This is a genomic window from Mesorhizobium sp. WSM4976 (assembly GCF_029625685.1).
Lineage (GTDB): Bacteria > Pseudomonadota > Alphaproteobacteria > Rhizobiales > Rhizobiaceae > Mesorhizobium.
This window is the reverse complement of sequence record NZ_JARTVT010000006.1, coordinates 168,318-185,414: the sequence shown is the minus strand read 5'-3', so window position 1 is coordinate 185,414 and position 17,097 is coordinate 168,318. Positions and strand designations below refer to the sequence as shown.

General features: G+C 63.3%; 15 protein-coding genes and 1 pseudogene. 2 read left to right on the top strand and 14 right to left on the bottom strand.

Annotation, left to right across the window (positions count from 1 at the left end):
• Positions 1–8: 8 nt before the first annotated feature.
• The 13 genes from P9272_RS09690 to P9272_RS09630 form a co-directional block, all read right to left on the bottom strand.
• Positions 9–923, bottom strand: coding sequence for a shikimate dehydrogenase (locus P9272_RS09690; protein ID WP_278160362.1), 915 nt, complete (start codon positions 921–923; stop codon positions 9–11).
• Entirely contained in the window at positions 890–2,185 is a 1,296-nt protein-coding gene (locus P9272_RS09685; RefSeq protein WP_278160361.1) for a TRAP transporter large permease, read from the bottom strand. Before P9272_RS09685 ends, P9272_RS09690 begins: the two co-directional genes overlap by 34 nt.
• Positions 2,182–2,679 carry a TRAP transporter small permease subunit gene (locus tag P9272_RS09680; protein ID WP_278160360.1) on the bottom strand — a complete coding sequence of 166 codons (498 nt, stop codon included), beginning with the start codon at positions 2,677–2,679 and terminating at the stop codon, positions 2,182–2,184. The genes P9272_RS09685 and P9272_RS09680 overlap by 4 nt, the downstream gene beginning before the upstream one ends.
• A 13-nt stretch (positions 2,680–2,692) precedes the next feature.
• The gene (locus tag P9272_RS09675; RefSeq protein WP_278160359.1) at positions 2,693–3,700 is read right to left on the bottom strand and encodes a sialic acid TRAP transporter substrate-binding protein SiaP; all 1,008 of its coding nucleotides are present in this window, start codon (positions 3,698–3,700) and stop codon (positions 2,693–2,695) included.
• Between the two features lie 286 nt (positions 3,701–3,986).
• A complete protein-coding gene (locus tag P9272_RS09670; RefSeq protein WP_278160358.1) occupies positions 3,987–4,643 on the bottom strand; it encodes a GntR family transcriptional regulator in 657 nt (218 codons plus the stop codon).
• A gap of 281 nt (positions 4,644–4,924) precedes the next feature.
• Entirely contained in the window at positions 4,925–5,725 is an 801-nt protein-coding gene (locus P9272_RS09665) for an ABC transporter permease (protein ID WP_278160357.1), read from the bottom strand.
• Positions 5,722–6,594 (bottom strand): ABC transporter permease, encoded by an 873-nt coding sequence (locus P9272_RS09660; RefSeq protein WP_278160356.1) that lies wholly within the window; start codon positions 6,592–6,594, stop codon positions 5,722–5,724. Before P9272_RS09660 ends, P9272_RS09665 begins: the two co-directional genes overlap by 4 nt.
• The gene (locus P9272_RS09655) at positions 6,591–7,691 is read right to left on the bottom strand and encodes an ABC transporter ATP-binding protein (protein ID WP_278160355.1); all 1,101 of its coding nucleotides are present in this window, start codon (positions 7,689–7,691) and stop codon (positions 6,591–6,593) included. The genes P9272_RS09660 and P9272_RS09655 overlap by 4 nt, the downstream gene beginning before the upstream one ends.
• 77 nt (positions 7,692–7,768) lie before the next feature.
• On the bottom strand, positions 7,769–8,794 hold the full coding sequence (locus P9272_RS09650; RefSeq protein ID WP_278160354.1) for an ABC transporter substrate-binding protein: 1,026 nt from the start codon (positions 8,792–8,794) through the stop codon (positions 7,769–7,771).
• A gap of 50 nt (positions 8,795–8,844) precedes the next feature.
• On the bottom strand, positions 8,845–9,843 hold the full coding sequence (gene araD1 / locus P9272_RS09645) for an AraD1 family protein (RefSeq protein ID WP_278160353.1): 999 nt from the start codon (positions 9,841–9,843) through the stop codon (positions 8,845–8,847).
• A 32-nt stretch (positions 9,844–9,875) separates the two neighbouring features.
• Positions 9,876–10,655 (bottom strand): SDR family oxidoreductase, encoded by a 780-nt coding sequence (locus P9272_RS09640; protein ID WP_278160352.1) that lies wholly within the window; start codon positions 10,653–10,655, stop codon positions 9,876–9,878.
• An 8-nt stretch (positions 10,656–10,663) separates the two neighbouring features.
• The gene (locus tag P9272_RS09635; RefSeq protein ID WP_278160442.1) at positions 10,664–12,391 is read right to left on the bottom strand and encodes an IlvD/Edd family dehydratase; all 1,728 of its coding nucleotides are present in this window, start codon (positions 12,389–12,391) and stop codon (positions 10,664–10,666) included.
• On the bottom strand, positions 12,385–13,170 hold the full coding sequence (locus P9272_RS09630) for a FadR/GntR family transcriptional regulator (protein ID WP_278160351.1): 786 nt from the start codon (positions 13,168–13,170) through the stop codon (positions 12,385–12,387). The genes P9272_RS09635 and P9272_RS09630 overlap by 7 nt, the downstream gene beginning before the upstream one ends.
• Before the next feature lie 87 nt (positions 13,171–13,257).
• Here P9272_RS09630 and P9272_RS09625 point away from each other — a divergent pair, with 87 nt between their 5' ends.
• Positions 13,258–14,145 (top strand): aldose 1-epimerase, encoded by an 888-nt coding sequence (locus P9272_RS09625; RefSeq protein ID WP_278160350.1) that lies wholly within the window; start codon positions 13,258–13,260, stop codon positions 14,143–14,145.
• A gap of 58 nt (positions 14,146–14,203) precedes the next feature.
• Here the strand turns inward: P9272_RS09625 and P9272_RS09620 are convergent.
• A pseudogene (locus P9272_RS09620) lies at positions 14,204–15,127 on the bottom strand (acetamidase/formamidase family protein).
• A gap of 228 nt (positions 15,128–15,355) precedes the next feature.
• Here P9272_RS09620 and P9272_RS09615 point away from each other — a divergent pair.
• The gene (locus P9272_RS09615) at positions 15,356–17,068 is read left to right on the top strand and encodes an HAD family hydrolase (protein WP_278160349.1); all 1,713 of its coding nucleotides are present in this window, start codon (positions 15,356–15,358) and stop codon (positions 17,066–17,068) included.
• Positions 17,069–17,097: the final 29 nt, after the last annotated feature.

Sequence of the window (17,097 nt, the reverse complement as noted above, 5' to 3'; positions counted from 1 at the left end):
ATCCTTGGTCAGTTGGGAGATGTTTCGAGGAGCATTCGGCGCAGGGCGCCAAGGTTGGCCGGCATTCGCCCGGTGAAGATGCAGAACGCGTCGATACCTTGGCGGAAGAACAGTTCGTAGCCGCTGAGCACCTTGAGGCCCGCAGCCTCCGCTTGCAGTTTGAACATCGTATCGACTGGCGTGTAGACGGCATCGAACGCCCATCGCTGCGGCCCGAGCAATTCCGGCGGCACCGGAGACCCCGGATACCCGATCATGCCGAGCGGCGTGCAATTGACGAGACCCTCCGCGCCGTCCATAACCAATCGTATATCGTCGCCGGATGTTGTTTTGACACTGCGTCCGGAGACTGCAGCGATCGCGACGGCGAGTGATCGTGCCTTCCCGGCATCGCTGTCGATGATGGTCAGAGCTTCAGCGCCAAGCGCAAGCAGCCCGAAGGCTACGGCCTTGCCGACGCCACCGGCTCCGATCACAACGACGTTTCCCGGCGGCTGCCCCCCGAACGTCGCTCGGTAGGCGGCGATGAAGCCGGTATGGTCGGTATTGTACCCCAATGCGCCATCCGGCCCAAAAACCACTGTGTTGACCGAACCGATGCGTCTGGTCAGCTCGTCGTCGATCCGCAGCCTGGAAACCACCGCCTCCTTGTAGGGATAGGTGACGTTTACGCCGTGGATGCCATCGTCACGACAGGCGTTGAACACGGCGTCGAAGTCCTTGGCCATGTCGCGCGGGACGAACAGGTCATAGGTGACGTCCAGGCCGCAGAGCCGGCCGGCGAAACGATGCAGATCCGGAGAGCGCGAGCTCTTGATGTTGTCGCCGATCAGGCCGAGTCTGATCGGGCCGGCCAGACCGGAACTCCCGGTTCCCCGCGAAGCCGTGCTCATCCCTGATATCCGAACTGCTTCGGCAGCCACAACACGATTTCCGGAAACAGGATCATCAGCAGCAACGCGAAGACCAGAACGCCAATGAACAGCCAAATCTCACTGATGATGTCGCGCAGCGGGATGCGCGTCGTCGCGTTGATGACGAAGAGCACGACCCCGTACGGTGGAGTGATCAGCCCGATCATGGTGTTGACCACCACGACGACACCGAAATGTACCAGGTCGATCCCGAGCAGCCGGCAGGTAGGGATGAACAATGGTATGATGACGAGGATGATCGTCGATGCATCGAGCAGGCAGCCGAGCAGCAGCAGCAGGACATTGACCAGGAACATGAAGGCGAGCGGTGATATGTTGACGCCCTGCAGCGACGAGGCCAGTTGCGCTGGAATGTTCTCGCTAGCAACGATGTAGTTGAAGATCAGCGCGCCGCCGATCACCAATCCGATCGCGGCCGAAGAGCGCGCGCTTTCGGACAGGATGGCATAGAGGCTCCGCCAGCTCAGCGCGCGATAGAACACGCCGGCAAGGATCAGCGCGTAGGCGGCAGCCACGGCGGCGGCTTCGGTCGGCGTCGTCGCGCCGCCATAGATCCCGTAAAGCAGAATCAGCGGCATCAACAGCGCTGGAAACGCGTTGAGCGTCACTTTCGGCAGCTTGCGTAGCGGCACCGCGCTCTCGACGGCAAAGTCACGCTTTCGCGCCGTCCAGGCGTTGAGGCCCATCAGCACAGCGCCCATCAGCAGGCCGGGCAGGATGCCACCCAGAAACAGGTAGCCGATGGAGGCGTCTGAAACGAGCGCGTACATCACCATCGGGATCGATGGCGGGATGATCGGCCCGATGGTCGAGGCAGCGGCGGTGATGGCTGCGGCATAGCCAGGCGGATAACGGCCGTTTCTGGTCATCATCTCGATGATGATCTTGCCGAGGCCAGCGGCATCGGCAACCGCCGAGCCGGACATGCCGGAAAAGATCAGATTGGCGACGACGTTGACGTGTCCGAGCCCGCCGCGCAGGCGCCCCACGATTGCCATGCAGAATTGTAACAACCGCTCGCTGATCGTGCCCGCATTCATGATGTTGGCGGCGGCAATGAACAACGGCACAGCCAGGATGATGAAGCCGTCATAGAGCCCCTGAATGATCTGTTCGGCGGCAAGCCCCAGGTCCTGGCCCTTCACTGCGAGATAAACGATCGCCGCCACGATCATGGAATAGGCGACAGGCGTGCCGAGCCCGGCAAGGACGAACAATGCCAGCAGGCAAAGAGCGAAGGCACTGGTCACAGGGGTCGCGCCTCGTCATGCGGCTCAGGGACATCGCCGCGAGCGAGCTGCCACGCGCGCATGGCGTAGCGCACGATGACGGCAACGGCGAACATGCCATAGACGCTGAACACTACGTCCAGCCGAATATGCAGAGTGGCGCTTTTTTTGATCTTGTAGAAGGTGATGTAGTCGTATGTCGCCGGCAGCGCCGCCAGGAAGCCGGCAACAATCGCTGCCGCCGAAATCAGCGCGAAGATGCGCTGCGTGCGGCGGCTGACGATCAGGTAGAACAAGTCGAACGTCACGTGGTCGCGTTCGGTGAGCACGAACGCAGAACTCCAGAACACCAGCCACAGCCAGGTTGTCAGGCAGACTTCCAGTGTCCATCCGAGCGGATCGTTGATCACATAGCGGGAGAATATCTGCAGGATGAAGGCGGCAAACATGGCGGTGAGCAACGCCACCGCCACGTTGTCAGCCCGCGCCTGCAACCAGCGAATGGTTGCCGACATCTGTCTTCTCCGCTCAGAGAGCGTTGATCTTGTCGACCATGCCTTTCGGCCAGTCCTTGGCGAACTGCGATTCAAGATACGTCTTCTGCACATGGCTGCGAAAAGCATCGAGATCGGGCGTGTAGACTTTCAATCCCTTGTCCTTGAAGAACTGCTCAAGCTCGGTCTCCAGCTTCAGCTGCTTCTGCCGTCCGGACTCGGCGGCGTCGTCCGCCGCCTTCTGCGCCATCGCCTGCTGATCTGGCGTCAAGCCGTCCCAGACCTTCTTGGAGAAGGCAAGGTAATTCAGGTCGACGAGATGGCTGGTCAGCACGATCTGCTTGGTGACCTCGTAGAATTTGGAATCCTTGTCGGTCGGCAGCGGATTTTCCTGACCGTCGATCGCGCCGGTCTGCAGCGCCGTATAGATTTCGGTGAAGGCAATCGGCACCGGGTTGGCGCCAAGCGCCGAGCCAAGGAACTGCCAGGCATCCGTGCCTGGCATCCTGAGTTTCACACCAGCGAGATCGGCAGGCGTTTTGATTTCTTTGTCGATCCTCAGATTAAGCTGGCGACGGCCGAGATACATGACCGTCAGGAGCTTGACGCCAAGCTCGTCCTCGACCTTCTTCTTCATCGGCTGCATGAAATCGGCGGCGAAGACTTTCTTCTGGTGCTCGGCGTCACGATGCAGGTAACCGGCCGTGAAGATCGACCATTCGGGGTATATCGTTGCCAGCTCCTGCGCCGAAGTGATCGACATTTCAAGGTTGCCGCGCGCGATCGCCTCGAGTTCAGTGCCTTGCTTGAACAACTCGGCGTTCCAGTGCGGCTCGAACGTGGCAAAGCCGCTGACCGCGGGGCCGAAAACGCCGGTCAGCGCCACGGCGCGCTGGTCGCCCGGTGTTGCCGGCGACGACAGCCGCAGTTTGACCTTGTCCTGCGCCAATGCGTTGGTCGCGCGCTCCCCAAGAATGCCACCCGCCACGACGGCCAAGGCGGTGGTGCGTAGAAATGCGCGGCGATCCATAGTTTTGGTCATGCTCTCCTCCCTGAATGCATGTTCCGGGTCGCGTCGCCCGCAGTCCCGGCGATGACCGAACATTGCATGACAGCACTCGGTCTTCAACCCATGAAACTACAGACATCGGAGATTTACGATTTTATATGATAATCTAAAGTCTTCGCTGCCTATGCCTTGCTGCTCCCCCGGTAGAAGGTCTCGAATCCTCGAGGTCATTGCGGCAATCAAGAAATCCGCGCGCATCGGCCAAGGCTTACGGACGGACAGGCAGCCGCGACACGGACCGCAAACAGGCGATATCGGATCAGGCGGTCAAGCCGTGCTTCACGCCGGCCTCGACATGACGGCGAAGGATAGCCTGCGCCGTCGCCACATCACGCACCAACGCCGCATCGAGCAGTTGTCTGTGCTCGTCGGCCGCGATCTGCCCGCGGAAAGTCAGAGAAATCATCTGATATCGCAAGTACTTATCAAAAATGGCAGCATGCATTTCCATCAGCGCGCGAGAACCGCAAGCGGAGATCAGCGACTGGTGGAATTCCCAGTCGTAGCGTTTCCAGTCCTTGGTGACGGAACGATCGCCGGCAATCATCCTGATCTCCATCTGATGGAGCTTGTGATGGGCCGATACCACGCTGCCCTCCCAATCCATGTCACCGGCGGCGAAGGACAATTCCATCGCATAGCATTCCAGCAATTGCCGAAGCGCAGCGATCTCCTTGAGATCCTCGGGCGAGACCGGTGCGACCTCGAAGCCCCGTTGCCCTTCGGCGACGACGAGCCCGTCGGAAGCGAGCCGATTGAGGATTTCCCGCAGGGTCGAAACACTGGCGCCATAAAGGCCCTTCAGTTTGTCGAGTTTGAGCTTCTGGCCAGGCACGAGCCGGCCAAAAATTATGTCGGCTCGTATCCGGTGATAGGCCGTGTCCGATATTGTTGCGCCTGGCGAGTTCGCGAGCATTTCTGAGGAATATCATAAATTTTCTGAAATACCATAGATCACGATGATCGGCGGCACGCCAGAGCCTTGGACGTCGTATCCATGAAGCTCGATCAGCGAGTGCGTCGATCAAGCTCGTCCCACAGTGAATTCATGCATCCCGGCCTCGTTTACAAGCGCCCGTAATTCGGCCGGGCATGCGCGACCCAGAAAGTTCGAAAAGCTTCCAGGAACCCCAGCCATCCCTCTCATAGCCGGCCGGCCACGCCCAGGGGCGGCGCCCAGCGCAGGGTCAGCCCGTTTCAACTGCGCTGCGTGGCGATCTGCTTCGGAACGAGAAACCTGGCCGCAAGGGCGCAGAGCAAGACGGTTAACATCAGGATCAGCGCCACCAGCGCGTTGATATCCGGCGAGAAACCCAGTCGCATCATCGCCCACAGGCGTACCGGCAGCGTCGTCTGGGTGCCGGTGACCAGAATGGTGATCATGGTCTCGTCGAACGACAGGGCGAAAGCCAGGATGGCGGCGCCGACCATCGCGCTCGACAGGTTGGGCAGGATGATGCGCCAGAAGGTCTGCCATTTGGTCGCGCCGAGGTCGTAGGAGGCCTCTACCATCGTGCGGCTCATCGACTGCAGGCGTGTCAGCACCGTGCGGTAGACGATGGCGAGCACGAACACCGTATGGCCAATGACGACCGTCAGCAGCGAGCGTTCGAGCCCGATCTCGCGAAAGAAGATCAACAGCGCCAGGCCGCTGATGATGGGTGGCATCAGGAACGGCAGGAAGATGATGAACTGCAGCAGCGAGCGCCAGGCGCGGCGGCCGTGATAATAGAGGGCCAGCAGCGTGCCGCTGACCACCGAGAGGATGACCGTGCAGACGCCAACGACGAGCGTGGTGCGAAGTGCGGACAGAATCTCGTGATTCCCAGCCAATGCGACATAGGTCTCGACCGTCGGTGACGACCAGTCGACCTCGCCGCGCGCCACGGGAAAGAAGGAGGATGCGATGGGCACGAGAAGCGGGCTGTAGAGCAGCGCCGCGACCAGGACGGTTATGGCGGCGAGAAGGATGGTTGACAGGCGCGGCGCGACGATCAAAGCGAGGCCCCCCGATTGCGCCCGAAGCGCTCGCCGAGAAGGATCGCGACGATCACCACGACGGCCAGCGCCACCGACAGAGCGGCGCCGAAGGGCCAGTTATAGGCGGTGCCGAACTGGCTGTAGAGGATGCGGCCGAAGGTGAAGCCGCTGATGCCGCCGACCATCTGCGGCGTCAGGAAATCGCCGATCGCCAGCACGAAGACAAAGCTCGCCGCCGAGGCGACGCCGGGCAGGGAAAGCGGCAAGGTGATGCGCAGGAAAGTCTGCAGGCTGCTTGCGCCGAGATCGTCGGACGCGCGCAACAGCACCTGCGGGATGCGCTCCAGCGCCAGGAAGATCGGCAGGATCGCGAAGGGAATCAGAAGCAGCGTCAGCGTGAGCAGGATGGCGTTCATGTTGAAGACGAAGAGCGTCGACGGCTCGGCGAGAATGCCAAGTCCGACCAGCGCCTTGTTGAGAAAACCATTAAGGCCGAGAATGCTGCGGATGGCGTAGATCTTGATGACGTAGCTCATCAAAAGCGGCACCATGAGCAGCATCAGCAGCGCGTAACGCCAGCGGCCGCGAAGCGTGGTCAGGAAATAGGCTGTCGGATAGGCGAGCAGGATCGAGATCACCGCCACCGAGAGGCAGAGAACGATCGTGCGCCAGAACACCGGGAGGAAGACCGGGTCGGTGAAGAAGCGAGCATAGTTGGCAAGCGTCGGCGCGTAGACGATTTGGCCCTGGTTGACGCTGAAGAAGCTGTACACCAGGAAGATCGCCAGCGGCACCAGGACGAACACCACCGGCAGCGCAAAGGCAAGCGCGGTGACCAGAGGCGACCAGCGGATGGCGACGGGACGCGCCGGGCCAGCGCTCTTCATGCCAGCACCAGATGGCCTTCATGCGGCGCGAAGGAAAGCGCCACCGTCTCGCCGGTTCTCAGCGCGCTGCCATCCACCCGGCTCGGAAAGCGCAGCCTGAGGCGCTGCGCGGCATCGCCGCCGGCCGTGATGGTGGCGACCGTCGAGGAGCCGGCAAAGGCAAGATCGGCGACGATGCCGGAAAGACGATTTCCGGCATCCCCGTCGCCGGCAAGGCGCAACGCTTCGGGACGGAAGGCGGCGAAGCCGCTGGCGCCGGTCGCCGCGGCCTTGAGATGGGGCTGGCCAGCGACCGAACAGACCAGCCGGCCGAGCGCCGTCTCGATCGCACGGAATTCGCCTTGCGTCTCACCCAGCGTGCCTGCCACAAGATTGTTCTCGCCGAAGAACCGCGCCACGAACTCGCAGTTCGGCTTGTAATAGAGCTCGTGCGGGCTGCCGAGCTGGCGGATATGGCCGGCCTGCATGACGCAAATCCGGTCGGCCATGCCGATGGCCTCCTCCTGGTCGTGGGTGACGAACAGGAAAGTGGTCTTGACCTCGCGCTGGATGGATTTGAGGAACTCCTGCATCTGCCGGCGCAGTTCGAGGTCGAGAGCCGCGAGCGGCTCGTCGAGCAGGACGAGCCGGGGCTGGCAGATCAGGGCGCGGGCGAGCGCCACGCGCTGGCGCTGGCCGCCGGAAAGCTGGGCTGGAAAGCGGTTGGAGAACCGCCCGAGCTGGACCAATTCCAGAGCCTCGGCGACGCGGCGCGCGATCTCCTTGCGTGCCACGTGGCGAACCGACAGGCCGTAGCCGACATTGCCGGCAACGGTAAGATGCGGGAACAGCGCGTAGTCCTGGAACACGGTGTTGAAGGGCCGCCGGTTGATGGGCATGCCGCTGATGTCCCGACCGTCGAGCCGGATCTCGCCGGAAGTCAGCGGCTCTAGGCCGCCAATCAGCCTGAGCACCGTGGTCTTGCCCGAACCGGACGGTCCCAGCACGGTCAAGAACTCGCCATCGCGGATCGCAAGGTCGATGTCGTAGAGCACGGGAACCGTGCCATAGGACTTCGAGACGGAGCGCAGCGTGAGCAGGTCACTCGTCTGGTTCATGGCTAACTTTCAAGAATAGCGTGTCGGCGGGCCGGAACGGTCCGGACCGCCAGGTCCCCAAGCATGGCGAGGGCGGGTCAGGGCGCCGCCTTGATCTCGTTCCACATGTCGGAGCGCTTCAGCGGGTCCTCGACATTGTTGAGCCAGACCAGCTTGTCGTTGCTGCCGGCGCTGCTCGACTCGACCACGGTGTTGCCGAAGCCGGTGCGCTCGGACAAGGCGCCGCTCACCTTCTTGCTCAGCATGAAGTCGATCCACTTCTCGGCCGCGTCCTTGTCGCGAACGCCCTTCGAGATGACCCAGTTGTCGAGCCAGGCGAGCGCGCCTTCGCTCGGGTTGATGTAGGCGACGTGGGCGCCGATCTTCTGCAAGGCCTTGACCTGCTGCTGGCCGTAATTGGCCCAGATCAGGGCGACGTCGTTGTTCTGGTAGATCTGCTGGGCCTCATCGGCGGTGGTATAGAAGCTCAGCACATTGCGCTTCAGTTCGACCAGCTTGGCCTTGACCGCCTCCATCTGGTCGGCGCTAAGGTTGAACGGGTCATTGTAGCCCAGCGTCAGCGCGGTGAAGGAGAAATTGTGTTCGCCATTGTCATAGGCCAGCACCTTGCCCTTGTAAGCCGGATCCCACAGCACGGACATGGATGTCGGCGCCGGCTTGACCTTGTCGGTGTCGTAGATCAGGCCGATGGAATCGAAGCAGAACGGGATGCCGTAGACCTTGCCGTCCTTGGTGTCGCCGCTGATCTTGGTGATGTCGCGGAAGCGCGGCAGCGTGTCCTTCTGGTTGGGAAGCTTCGACAGATCGATCGGCGTGACGAGGTCGGCCTTGATGTAGCGCTGCAGCTGCGCGGTGTTGACGGCGAAGACATCGAAGTCCTGCCCCTCGCTGCCCTTGATCTTGGCCCAGATCTCGTCATCGCTGCCGATGAAGACGACATCGACGCCGATGCCGGTCTCGGCGGTGAACTCCTTGACCCAGTCGGCGTCTGCATAGCCATCCCAGGCCAGCACGCGCAGGTTCGCCGCGAGCGCCGACGACGCCATCAGGCCGATGCCGAGGCCGACACCCGCTATCCCCATAAGCAGTCTCTTCAGTAGCATGATCATTCTCCCATTGTTGTTTCTGATATCCCAGTCCGCCGGCCTTGCCGTCACAGCGGGGTGACGGCCACCAGCCCTTCGTCCGGCACCGCCTGCATCCGGTTGTGCAACGGCTTGCCGAATTCCGGCGCATGGATCTCGTATTCGTCGCCCGGCGCCGTCTTGATGCCGGAGGCGTAGCTCATCACCGCCGCGCCGAAGAAATAGGCGTGCAGATCGCCCGGCCGGCGGTGCATCGGGTAGCGGAAATGGTAATGCTCGAGATTGGCGATCGAGTGCGACATGTGCGTCTCGCCGGACAGGAATTCCTGTTCCCAGATGACGGCGCCGTCCCGCCGGATGCGGGAATGCCCGCGCACCTCCGGCGGCAGCTCGCCGACCAGCAGCTCGGGTCCGATCGAGCAGGAGCGGAGTTTCGAGTGCGCAAGGTAGAGATAGTTCTCGGCCTCGGTCACGTGGTCGGAATACTCGTTGCCCAGCGCGTAGCCGATGCGATAGGGGCGGCCGTCCGGTCCGTTGAGGTAGAGGCCGACGATCTCGGCCTCCTCGGCACCCGCCTTGGCGAAGGCCGGCAGCGGCAGCGCGGCACCAGGCGGGACGACGCAGGTGCCGAGGCCCTTGAAGAACCATTCGGGCTGGACGCCCAACTGTCCCGGCGCGGGTTTGCCGCCCTCCAGCCCCATGCGAAAAATCTTCAGCGAGTCGGATTCGGCGGCGTCCTTGCCGTGGGTCAGCACATGCATCTTGTCGCGCGCGGCGGCGCTTCCCGTGTGCGTCAGGCCGGTGCCGGTGATGAGGAAACGCGCCGGCTCCGGATGATCGACCGGGACAAGCACGCGGCCTTCGCGCAGCAGCCGGTCGTAATCGACTTTCTCGCTGCCGGTCCGCTCCTCGACGAGCGACGCGATGGACCTGCCCTCGGCGATGGCCGCGGTGGCAAGCTCGAGGACGGTTTCGGTGTCGACGAGGAGGTCGAGGTGATCACCATCGGCGCTGACGCGGCCAACACGACGGCTGCCATCGGACAATTCGAACTGAACGAGACGCATGATGCTACCCTTTTGCTGCGGTCCGATGGCGGTCACACCCAGCCGCCATCGACGATGAATTGCTGGCTCGAGCACATCCGGCTGTCATCGGCGGCGAGAAACAGCGCCATGCGCGCGATGTCGGAAGGCTGCAGCCGGTCGGGCAGGCACTGCCTTTCTTCGATCTGGCGCTCGCCGGCCGGCGTCAGCCACAGACGCATCTGGCGCTCCGTCATTACCCAGCCCGGCACCATGCAGTTGACACGGATGCGCTCGGGGCCGAGTTCGCGGGCAAGCGCCCGCGTCATGCCGTAGACGGCCGCTTTCGCCGTCACATAGGCGGGACAATCCGGGTCGCCGACCATCCAGGTGATCGAGCCGAAATTGATGATCGAGCCGCTACCAAGGGCCTTCATCTGCGGGCGCACGGTCTGCGCGGCGAAGAACTGGTGGCGCAGGTTGACGGCCATGCGGTCGTCCCAATAGGCGACGCTGACATCGGCGGTCTGGTGGCGGTCGTCATTGCCGGCATTGTTGCAGAGAGCCTGGATGGGGCCGTTGCGGTCCCTCGCCTGCTCGACCGCCGCCTGCAGGGCCTCGACATTGCGCAGGTCGCAGGGAATGAACAGCGGTTCGGGATGGCCCTGTGCCGCGACCGCCGCCACCAGCTGCCGGGACGGCTCCACCGCCATGTCGACGAAGGCGACGCGGCTGCCTTGCGCGCAGAAATGGCGCACAAGGCTCTCGCCGATGCCGCTGCCGCCGCCGGTTATGAAGACGCTGCGGCCCTTGAGGCTGGGGTAGATCGCATAGCTCCCGGTCTCGTGGCTCATTGCGGCACCTAATGCGAATGGCGGGGGATGCCGGCATCGCGGCGCCCGACAAGGAAATCGAAATCGCAGCCGCGATCGGCCTGCAGGACGCGCTCGACATAGAGGCTCTGGTAGCCGCCCTGCGGCGGCGCCGGCGGCTTCCAGTCGCGGCGGCGGGCGGCAAGCTCCTCATCGGAAACCAGCAACTCGAGACGCCTGCCGGCCACGTCGAGATCAATGAGATCGCCGTCGCGAACCAGGGCAAGCACTCCGCCCGCCGCGGCCTCGGGAGCAACATGCAGGACCACGGTGCCGTATGCGGTGCCGCTCATGCGCGCATCGGAAATGCGGACCATGTCGGAAACGCCCTGTTTCAGGAGCTTCGCCGGCAGCGGCATGTTGCCGACCTCGGCCATGCCCGGATAACCGCGCGGCCCGCAATTCTTGAGCACCATCACCGATGAGGCGTCGATGTCGAGATCCGGGTCGTCGATGCGGGCGTAGTAGTGCTCGATATTCTCGAAGACCACCGCCCTGCCCCGGTGCTGCATCAGCGCCGGCGTCGCGGCCGAAGGCTTTATGACGGCGCCGTTGGGCGCGAGATTGCCGCGCAGCACCGATATGCCGCCTTCCCTGGTCAGCGGCCGGTCGAGCGGCCGGATCACGTCGCTGTTGTAGTTCGGCGCGCCGTCGACCAGCTCGCCGATCGTCTTTCCGCTGACGGTCATGGCGTCGCGGTGGAGAAACCCCGCCCCACCCAGCGACGCCATGACCGCAGCCAGCCCCCCGGCGTAGTAGAAATCTTCCATCAGGAACCGGCCCGACGGCATCAGGTCGACGATGGTCGGCACATCACGGCCGAGGCGATCCCAGTCGTCGAGGCTGAGATCGACGCCGACGCGATGCGCGATCGCTATGAGGTGCAGCACCGCATTGGTCGATCCGCCGATGGCGCCGTTGACCCGGATGGCGTTCTCGAAGGCCTGACGGGTGAGGATTTGCGAAATCGTCACGTCCCGGTGCACAAGGTCGACGATCTGCCGTCCGGCAAGCTGCGCAAGCACGCCACGGCGCGAGTCGACCGCCGGTATGGCGGCATTGTCCGGCATGCCGATGCCCAGCGCCTCGACCATGCTGGCCATGGTGGATGCGGTGCCCATGGTCATGCAGCTGCCGGCCGACCGGCTCTGGCCCTGCTCGGCGGCGAGGAAGTCCTCGACCTTCATGCGCCCCGCCTTCACGTCCTCAGCGAATTTCCAGACATGGGTGCCGGAGCCGATGTCCTGGCCGCGGAACTTGCCGTTCAGCATCGGGCCGCCCGACACGGCGATGGTCGGCAGGTTGCAGGAGGCCGCACCCATCAGCAGCGACGGAGTGGTCTTGTCGCAGCCGACCATGAGCACGACGCCGTCGATGGGGTTGCCGCGAATGGACTCTTCGACGTCCATGCTCGCCAGATTGCGGAACAGCATCGCGGTCGGGCGCATGTTGCTTTCGCCGAGCGATGTCACGGGAAATTCGACCGGCAGGCCGCCGGCCTCATAGACGCCGCGCTTGACGTGATCGGCAAGCGCCCGCAAATGCGCATTGCATGGGGTCAGCTCCGACCAGGTGTTGCAGATGCCGATCACCGGGCGACCGTCGAACGCATCGTCCGGAATGCCCTGGTTCTTCATCCAGCTGCGGTGCATGAAGGCGTTCTTGCCTTCACCGCCGAACCAGGCTGTCGAGCGCAGCTTTCGTCTTTCGCTCACGATCTCTGCTCCTTACGGCGCCTGTTGCGGTTCTCGACACTGCGACGAACGTCTTCCTCGGCGTTGTCGATGAGAACGAGCAGCGCCTGCTGCGCGCCGCCGCCATCGCCGGCGGCGATCTTCTCGGCTACCTCGCGATGCAGCGGCAGCGAGTGGCGCTGCCCCTCCGGATTGTCATTGGAGAGACGGAAGCTCATCATCAGGGCCGTTTCCACCAGCGCCGCCAGCGAGCCGATCAGCTCGTTGCCCGTCATGCGCAGGATGGTCTGGTGGAAGACGAGGTCGGGCTTGGCAAAACGGTCGCCATCGTCGCCCACGGCTTCCATTTCGGCGAGAGCGGCGTTGAGATCGGCAAGCTGCGCGGGCGTTGCGCGCTTGGCCGCCAGCGCGGCCGACATCGGCTCGATAGCCCGGCGCAGCTCGAAAAGGGCCGTGACGTCCTCGGCGCTGACACCCGCCGCGTAGCGCCACGAAAGGACGTCCGGATCGAGGAAGTTCCAGTCGGAGCGCGGGCGCACCCGCGTGCCGGTCTTCGGCCGCGACTCGACCAGCCCCTTGCCCGCCAGGACCTTGATCGCCTCGCGCAGCACAGTGCGGCTGACGCCCAGCATCTCACTGGAATCATCGGCATTGGGGAGTGCCTCGCCCGGCAGGAAATCGCCCTGGACGATGCGCAGCCCGATCTGCTCGACGACCGTCGCATGCAGCGCCGTCGAGCCGCTGGCGACCGCCGCGACGACCCGCGACGTGCGGGCGGTGCTGAAGGACTTTGTATTCTTCATACTATTCATATGATATGCCTTTATCCAATCGACCATGAGAGTCAAGCCGCTGGGGACAGGATGGAGGGGAATTTTGAGACACGTCGCGTGGATGGGCTGGTCACGATCACCGACGGCCTGGCGACCGTCGAGATCGCCCCGGCCGCTGGCGGCGCGCTGGCGTCATATCGCTGGCGGAAAAATGGGCATGCCGTCGATTGGCTACGTCCCGCCCTGCCCGCCGCGCTCGACAGTCGCGACGCGGGCGCAATGGCCTGCTTTCCGCTCGTCCCCTACTCCAATCGTGTAAGGGGCGGCCGCTTCAGCTTCGCCGGCCGGACCATCGAGTTGCCGACGCGATCAGACGACCCGCATTATGAGCACGGCCATGGCTGGCGACAGCCATGGGTGCTGGAAGGACACCAGCCAGCCAGGGCGATCCTGCGCTATCGTCACGATGGTGATTCCTGGCCCTGGAGCTACGAGGCCGAGCAGAGGATCGGACTCGCGGGAGGCTGCCTGAACATCCAGATCTCATTGCGCAACCTTTCGGATACGCCCATGCCGGCCGGTTTCGGGCTTCATCCCTATTTTCCTGCCACGCCGTGGACTCATATCCAGGCCGATGTCACCGGGATGTGGGAAACCGACGCCGAGGTTCTGCCGACGCGCCATGTTTCGCCGCCGGCGGGCGCCGATCCGACCACGGGCTTCGACGTCGCCGAGGCCGCATTCGACACCGTCTTCACCGGATGGACACGCCGGGCGCGCATCACCTGGCCGGATGAAGATCGGCTGCTGGACATCGAGGCCGAAGCACCGCTCGATTTCCTGGTGCTCTACACACCGCCAGGCGAGCGGTTCTTCTGCGCCGAGCCGGTCAGCAACATCACCGACGCCTTCAACCGGTTGGACGAAGGCACAGGCTGCATGGTGCTCGCGCCCGGCGAGACCCGGTCGGCAAGCGTCCGCTTGATGCCGTCACAGACAATCTAAAGCATGCCACCTGGAGCCACGCAGCGGTTCCAGTTGGGCACCTTGGGTCGCGCGCTCCTCAGCCGACAGATGCCGGTTTCGGAAGCCATCGCTTTTCGACAAGGCAGACCATCGTGTAGGCAGGGTCAAAGACGTTTCCGACGTGATACCGGACAACCTGTCCCATCAGATGCGATGCGGCGGCAGCGGACAATCCATAGTCGCTGGTCAGCCAGTCGAGCATGTCCGTGGTCGCATGCTGAAGGGCCTGATCCAGCGGCCGAGCGTTGCCGACCGAGAAAATGTGCGTTTCGTTTTCACCGCGAGGCTATGTCAACCGCCTGTTCTTTTCCACGCTAAGGCGTAGCTGCACTTCAAAACAGGTCTCGATCCCGGTTCCGACGATCTCCCCATCGCCCTGCGTTGCATGGCAATCGCCCGCGAAGAAAAGCGCACCCTCCACGGCAACGGGAAACCAAACGGTCGCGCCAGGCCGAAAGCCGCGATAATCCATGTTCCCGCCATTCTCCGCGCTTGTCGCGGTGGAGAAAGCCTGGCCCATCGCGGGCGCCACGCCAAAGCAACCGATCATCGGTTCCAGCGGCAGCACGAAGTTCTCAAGGCCTGGCGGCGGCTCCTGCAACTTCACGGTTCGCGATTCCAGATCGATCAGCCAGTCGGCTCTGTCCCGTGCCGGCAATTGGCGAGCAGCCTCGGGATCGACAACATTCGCGGCCAGCGACGAGATCGTCCAGCCGGAGGAGCGGATAGGATCCATGCGCAGGATGTCCACGCGGAGCGCATCGCCGGGTTCGGCTCCCGTCACGAAGACCGGGCCGTTCATCGGGTTTGGACCATGAGCCGGTCGCGCACCGTTTTTGTCAAAGCCCCTAGCGTCCAGCGTCTCCGTGATCACGACATCGCCGGATGCAATTGTGAGCGCCGGCGCGACCGTCCCGAGGACATTGTGCCACTTGGTGTTGATGAGCTTGTGCGTTGCCATGGAATGGGAGTAGCGAAGGCGTTGCCGCGCGGCAAGTGGGCGGATCGAGATCCTGGCGCCCGACCGTCCCCTGGTATCGGCGAGTTGACCGCCACGATGCACGACGGACCAGGCGCCAGCCCGACAAATCCAGTGCCCGGCCTAAACCTTTTCCACCAACAGGCGTTGTTGTCCAACCGGCCTGTTTTCCAGGCGACCGGCAAAACGGACGATGGAGAGGCTCAACCGATGTATTTCATGGCATTGGCCACCGACTATGACGGAACGCTGGCGCATGACGGGCTAGTCGCCGCAAGCACAATCTCGGCGCTCGAAAAGCTCGAGAAATCCGGGCGCAAGCTCATCCTCGTCACCGGCCGCGAGCTGCCCGATCTCAAAGAGGTGTTTCCCGAACTTTCCCTGTTCGACAAGATCGTGGCGGAGAACGGCGCGCTCATCTACACGCCGGCCAGCGAGGAAGAACGCACGATCTCGCCCCCACCTTCCGCGGATCTCATCGACGAGCTCAAGAAGCGCGGCGTGAAGCCGCTGTCGGTCGGGCGCTCGATCGTCGCCACCTGGGAGCCGCATCAGGCCACCGTGCTCGACATCATCAAGAAGCTCGGGCTGGAGCTGGAAATCATCTTCAACAAGGGCGCGGTGATGATCCTGCCTTCGGGCATCAACAAGGCGACCGGGCTGGCGGCGGCGCTCGAAGACCTGAAGCTGTCGCCGCACAATGTCGTAGCGGTCGGCGACGCCGAGAACGACCACGCCTTCCTCAGGGCCTCGGGCTGCAGCGTCGCGGTGGCCAACGCGCTGCCCGCGGTCAAGGAGACCGCAGATCTCGTGACCAAGGAGGCGCGCGGCAAGGGCGTCGAGGAACTGATCCGCAAGCTTATCAAGCGCGATCACCTCATTGCCAAGAAGCGCCTGGGCGGCGTGCAGCTCGGAACGTCGCGCGGCAAGGACATCTATTTGTCGCCGATGGAAACAGTGCTGATCGCCGGCAGCTCGGGCATCGGCAAATCGACCCTGGCCACGGCGATCACCGAGCGGCTGGTCGAAAAGGGTTTGCAGTTCTGCATTTTCGACCCCGAGGGCGACTATGACGGACTGAAAGGCGCGGTGCCGCTCGGTAACGGTTCAATCGCCCCGAACAAAGAGCAGCTGCTGGAACTGATCGAGAAGCCGCAAAACAATGTCGTGGTCAACGGTCTGGCCTTGAAGGTGGACGAGCGCCCGGACTTCTTCGCCGAATTGCTGCCTGGCCTCGGCAATGTCCGCTACCGCACGGCAAGGCCGCACTGGCTGATCATCGACGAGGCGCATCATTTGATGCCGAAGCGACGCGAGGATACACGATCCGTGCTTTCGATCGAGCTGCCCGGCACGGTGCTGATCACCGTCCATCCCGAAGCGATTTCCACCGGTGCGCTCGGCCTTGTCACGGCGGTGATCGCCCTTGGTCCCAAGGCGAAGGGCGTGATCAAGACCTTCTGCAAGGAAACAGGGCTCCAGGCGCCGAAAGACATTCCATCGCCCAAGGGCGACCGCGTTCTGTTCTGGCGGCCGCAGGACGGCAAGACGCCGTTCACGGTCAAGGCGATCGAGCCCGCCCAGTCGCTGAAGCGGCACAGCCGCAAATATGCCGAAGGTGAGCTCGACGAGGCGGGCAGCTTCTATTTCACCGGACCGAAGAAGGCGATGAACCTCAGGGCCCATAACCTCATCATCTTCGCGCAGATGGCGGAAGGCATCGACGACAAGACATGGGAACACCATTTGCGCGCCGGCGATTATTCGAAATGGTTCCGCCAGCAGATCAGGGACAAGGACCTCGCTCGAGAAACGGCGGAGGCGGAGAAGAACAAGGCGTTGTCGGCCCACGAAAGCCGCAAGCTGGTGATCGATGCCGTGCGGAGGCGCTACACGGCGCCTGCGACTGCGCCGGAGAAATAGTGTGGGTCGTCGAACCTGAGAAAGGCTAG